This is a genomic window from Flavobacterium sp. 9R, from assembly GCF_902506345.1.
In the GTDB taxonomy this organism is placed as follows: Bacteria; Bacteroidota; Bacteroidia; order Flavobacteriales; family Flavobacteriaceae; genus Flavobacterium.
Genome location: NZ_LR733427.1, coordinates 1 through 5,387 on the forward strand (window position 1 = coordinate 1; position 5,387 = coordinate 5,387).

Sequence of the window (5,387 nt, forward strand, 5' to 3'; positions counted from 1 at the left end):
TTTCACGCTTCTGTTGGCACGTTTCAATTTTCACGCTTCTGCTTTGAAAACTTGCGGCGGAAACAACTGTTTACTTTCAAATTGGATTTGCCTGCGTAATTTCGGCGCAACTTGCCACCAACGTTCCGCTAGTACATCACGGCAGTAGAAAGCAAGCCGTATTGCTTCCGATATGCGAAAATGAAACCAAGTACACACAAATAAAACAATTAATCACTAATACTACTGCTGGGTTGTACTAGCTGTTAGCAGTAGTACTGATAACTTAAAATAAAAGAACTTATGAAAACAAATTTTAAAGGAAGCGAAGGAAAATGGGGGTGTGTTTTCACATCTAATAAAAAAAGAGCAGTTAGGAATAAAGGAGGTTTGATTTGTATTTTGACAGAGCCTTCAAGATTTTCAGGTCAAGATGAAAGATATGATGCCGAATTAGAACAAATGAGAGCCGACCAAAGATTAATTGCGAATGCACCTGAACTTTTAAAAGCATTAGAAGATTTAGTAATGTTTTGCAAAGAAAACAATGTATGTGCAGAATTAGAGTATGCAGAAAACGTAATTAAAGAAGCATTAACGTAGTATTACTGCTAACTTGTATATAGTCGCTATTTTGTAGCGACTATCACTCCTAAATAGCAGGCAAACCCGCTATTCAGTAGCGTATACTTTGTAAATATACATTTTAATTATTATCCTACAAATTATCAAATGGACTTTTGATTTGTTGGATGCTTTTGGTACTGACATGGGTATATATTTCTGTGGTTTTGCTGCTGTTGTGACCCAATAATTCTTGAATATAACGCAAGTCGGTGCCGCTTTCCAATAAGTGTGTCGCAAAACTGTGACGTAACCAATGCAATGTTGCGGGTTTTGTTATACCTGCTTTTTTTAGGGCTTGTTTCATCACTTGTTGCAAGCTTCTGTCGTCATAAGCTTGCCCTTTGATGTTGCCTTCAAACAAATAGGTTTGTGGTTTGAATGTTACATAATAGTCGCGAAGCATCACTAATATTTTGGGCGACAAGGGAACAATTCTGTCTTTTTTTCCTTTGGCATTTTTAATTATGATGATGTTTCGTTTAGAATCTATATGTACGGGTTGGAGCGACAATAATTCGCCACATCGTAATCCACAGGCATAAATTAAACTTAGCATCGCTTTATGTTTGATATTACTGTGGGCGTTCAATATCAATTTCACTTCTTCTTTACTCAACACGTTTGGGAGTACTTTTTCTCGTTTTGGGCGATGAATTTTGTCCATTTCAATTTTAGATTCAACTATAGTTGCAAAGTATAATTTAATGGCATTGACCATTTGATTTTGATAGGAGGAAGACAAATTATTTTGTAAAATATACTCATTATTATAGCGTATAACATCATCGTTCGTGATAGCTTCTATTGGTTTTTCGTTATAAAATGTTAGGAATGATTTTAATGCCTCGGAATAAGTGTTGATGGTTCGGTTGCTGTAACGTCTAGACAATAACCATTTTTTGAACTTTTCTACCTGTCGGATGCCTTCAGGCGAAGGACGATTTTTGGGAGTTACTTCGATTTGAAATTTCAATCGATTCTCAAAGGTGTCAGGCAAATGCCAAACTCCTAAAGTTTGACTCCATCGGGAGCCTTCAAGGGCTTTAATTCGGGAGATTAATGCAGCGTCTTTTTCAAAATAAACGGCAATTCTTTTTTCTTTTCGGTGGGTAATCAATTCGGCTTTCCAGTACATAAGGCGTATAATTAGAGTGATAAATATACTAAAAATAGTGTTAACTAGCTAGTTTTTAGTGATTAGTACTTAGTCGATAGTTGTTAGATTTAGTATCGCGACGTAAATAAAAAATCAAAAATTTGCAATTATAGTAACTTTTAAGTTACCTTTGAATAATGAAAGTACGAGAAGTCATAGCATATGAAAATCACTTTGAAAGTTTTCTCTTGGAACAATCCAAAAAAGTTCAAGATAAAATATTCAAAATAATTGAAGCTATTGAAACTTTAGAGAGAGTTCCTTCAAACTATTTGAAAGCTATGGAAGGGACTAACGGTTTATACGAAGCACGAATCCAACTTGGTTCAAATATTTGGAGAGTGTTTTGTTTCTTTGATAATGGGAAACTTGTAATTCTACTAAATGGCTTTCAAAAGAAAACGCAGAAAACTCCAAAAAATGAAATTGAAAAAGCTTTGCGTTTAATGACAAAATATTACAATGAAAAAATCTAAATAAGTATGGAAACTAAAAGTTGGAAAGAAATTAAAAATGAAGTTTACGGCGAAGAGGGAACTGTAAGACGTGATGAACTTGAAAGAGAATTTCAAGGTTTTAAAATTGGTTTGCTTTTGAAAAAAGCTCGTGAAGAAAAGCATTTGACACAAACTGAATTGGGTGATTTAATTGCAAAAAAAAGAGAATATATTTCTAGAATTGAAAATAACGGAGGTAATTTAACGCTCAAGACTTTATATGACATAGTTGAAAAAGGACTTGGAGGAAAAGTAAAAATCCAAATCGAAATATAAAGCATATCTACAAACAGACGCTAAAAGCAGATTTGGTAGTTGCTTAATTTAGTTCCAAACTTCATATTGCGCGCGGACATTAGTAGTGCAAAACTTATGCAAAGGAGATTGCTATAGCTTTCTTCTTCAAATCTTTTTCATTTTGTCTTCTACTTTCTAACTTCTAACCACTAAGGACTAATCACTAAGGACTAACTTTTAACCATTAACCACTAATTACTAATCACTAATTACTAATCACTAATTACTAATCACTAATTACTAATCACTAATTACTAATCACTAAGTACTAATTACTAAGTACTAATTACTAATTACTAATTACTAATTACTAATCACTAATGACTAATCACTAAGTACTAATCACTAACCACTAACTTCTTCTTTCCGCCCAAAACTTATGAGTCCGCAAACGTTGGAGTGGGATTTTTTACTTTCAAAGAGCATAAGGCGTTCCTTATTGTGGCTGGGTTCGGGACTTTTTGCGTATTTTTATAGTTACAAAAAAAAATAGAATCCAAATGAAACAGTTATTTTCCTTACTGCTCCTATGTTCCCTGAGTTGGGTGTCCGCACAAAAGGTGGAATCACCAACGGGAACTTTGGCGCTTACGTTTCAGCTCACGCCCGATGGTCAACCAACCTATGCGGTGAGCTACAAAAATAAACCTGTGGTGCTGTCAAGCGCTTTGGGGGTGAGTCTAAAAGATAAAACGGCTTTGGCCAACCATTTTGAAGTGACGGGAACCAAAACCCACGCGGTCAACGAAACTTGGAAACCGGTATTGGGAGAACAGGCCCAAATCACTAACCATTACAACGAATTGATTGTAGCTTTGGTACAGAAAGATTCGAAAGTGAAACTCAATTTGGTCTTTAGAGCCTTTGACGAAGGGTTGGCGTTTCGCTACGATTTCCCGAAACAAGAAAACCTGAACTATTTTATCATTTCGGACGAGAAAACCGAGTTCAATTTGACCGAAAACAATAAAGTGTTCTGGATTCCAGGTGATTTTGACAGCAATGAATACGTGTACAACGAAACGAAATTCTCCGAAATTGACAACGAAAAACTGAACCTTAACAACGGAATCGGCGTAAAATCCATTCCCGGGAAATACACGGTGCAAACACCTTTGCAAATGAAATCGCCTTCAGGGCTGTATCTCAATATTTTTGAGGCAGCAGTGGTGAATTATCCCGTAATGCATTTGGATGCCAACGTGCAAAAGTACACGCTAAAAGCCAATTTGGTGCCCAACGCCATTGGCGACAAAGCCTATTTACAAGCGCCTTGCGTGTCACCTTGGCGTACGATTATGGTCAGCGATGATGCGAGAAAAATTGTGAGTTCCAAATTGATTTTGAACCTCAACGAGCCTTCTAAAATCGAAGATACCTCTTGGATAAAACCAATGAAATATGTGGGGATTTGGTGGGAAATGCACGTGGGGAAATCGACTTGGGATTATGCGGGTTCTCAAAATGCGCAAAACGCTGCGGGCAATCCAATTCCAACAGGCAAACACGGCGCTACTACCGAAAATACCAAACGCTATATTGATTTTGCCGCCAAGCACGGTTTTGACGGCGTGTTGGTCGAAGGTTGGAACGTAGGTTGGGAAGACTGGGTAGGCAACTGGAAAGAGGATGTTTTTGATTTTACGACGCCTTATCCCGACTTTAATTTGGCAGAAGTTTCGGCCTACGCCAAAGCAAAAAACGTAAAAATGATCATGCATCACGAGACTTCGGGTTCTGTGGGCAACTACGAACGCCACTTGGATCGCGCACTGGATTTGATGAAGAAATTCGATTATCCTGCGGCCAAAACGGGTTATGTGGGCAAAATCATTCCGCGTGGCGAATTCCACGACGGACAAGCAATGGTGAATCACTTTAATTTTGTGGCGCGTCGCTTTGCCGATAACAAATTGATGGTCAACTCACACGAATGTTCGCACCCAACTGGTTACAGCCGAACCTATCCCAACTACATCGCGGCCGAATCGGCTCGTGGGAACGAATTCAACGCTTGGAGCAACGGAAATCCGCCAGCGCACGAAACCATTTTGCCTTTCACGCGTCAGTTGGGCGGTCCTATGGATTACACCCCGGGGATTTTTGAAATCAAAATGAGCTACTACGATAAAAACAAAACCGAGCAGGTTCACACTACTTTGGCGAAGCAATTGGCCTTGTACGTGACGATGTATTCTCCCTTGCAAATGGCGGCCGACTTGATTGAAAACTACGAGAAATATCCCGATGCTTTTCAGTTCATCAAAGACGTTGCGATGGATTGGGACGAGAGTTTGTATCTAGAAGCGGAACCCGGCGATTATCTTACCGTGGCCAGAAAAACCAAAGGCAAAGACACTTGGTTCCTAGGCGCCATCACCGATGAAAATGCCCGAACCACCGAAATCAAATTGGACTTCTTAACCAAAGGCAAAAAATACAAAGCCATCATCTACGAAGACGCCAAAAATGCACATTGGGAGAAAAACCCAATTGCTTACACCATTAAAACACAAGTGGTAACATCGGCTAGCAAACTCAAACTGCAATTAGCCCCTGGGGGAGGAACCGCCATTAGTTTCGAACCACTGCCTTAATTTTTAGGAGCAGACGCAGGCGGAGGACCACACGCGTCGTCCCGCTCTCCGCTCTATCTTTTTTACAAAAAAACCTAGTAGTAACCCACTACTAGGTTTTTTTGTAAAAAAGGATGCCGCTGCGATCCTTTAGATTTGCTAAATAAATTTAAATTACTTTTAATCAACAACCAAACTGACAAAGTGAACCTTCTCTTCGATCAAAGTTAGCTACTTATGCCCCGATTAGGACTT

At 38.7% G+C, this 5,387-nt stretch carries 5 protein-coding genes; 4 read left to right on the forward strand and 1 reads right to left on the reverse strand.

Annotated elements, in window-relative coordinates; all coding sequences use genetic code 11:
* Positions 1-282: 282 nt before the first annotated feature.
* Positions 283-582, forward strand: a complete 300-nt coding sequence (locus FLAVO9AF_RS15325; RefSeq protein ID WP_159691305.1) for a hypothetical protein — start codon at positions 283-285, stop codon at positions 580-582.
* 115 nt (positions 583-697) lie between these two features.
* Here the strand turns inward: FLAVO9AF_RS15325 and xerA are convergent, their stop codons facing one another.
* Positions 698-1,741, reverse strand: a complete 1,044-nt coding sequence (gene xerA / locus FLAVO9AF_RS15330) for a site-specific tyrosine recombinase/integron integrase (RefSeq protein WP_159691308.1) — start codon at positions 1,739-1,741, stop codon at positions 698-700.
* Positions 1,742-1,899: 158 nt separating this feature from the next.
* Here xerA and FLAVO9AF_RS15335 point away from each other — a divergent pair, with 158 nt between their 5' ends.
* The 3 genes from FLAVO9AF_RS15335 (at position 1,900) to FLAVO9AF_RS15345 (ending at position 5,153) form a co-directional block, all read left to right on the forward strand.
* Positions 1,900-2,238 (forward strand): type II toxin-antitoxin system RelE/ParE family toxin, encoded by a 339-nt coding sequence (locus FLAVO9AF_RS15335; RefSeq protein ID WP_159691311.1) that lies wholly within the window; start codon positions 1,900-1,902, stop codon positions 2,236-2,238.
* Between the two features lie 6 nt (positions 2,239-2,244).
* Positions 2,245-2,535, forward strand: coding sequence for a helix-turn-helix domain-containing protein (locus FLAVO9AF_RS15340; RefSeq protein WP_159691314.1), 291 nt, complete (start codon positions 2,245-2,247; stop codon positions 2,533-2,535).
* A gap of 521 nt (positions 2,536-3,056) precedes the next feature.
* Complete coding sequence (locus FLAVO9AF_RS15345; RefSeq protein WP_159691318.1) at positions 3,057-5,153, forward strand: glycoside hydrolase family 97 protein; 2,097 nt, start codon at positions 3,057-3,059, stop codon at positions 5,151-5,153.
* The last annotated feature ends 234 nt before the right edge of the window (positions 5,154-5,387 follow it).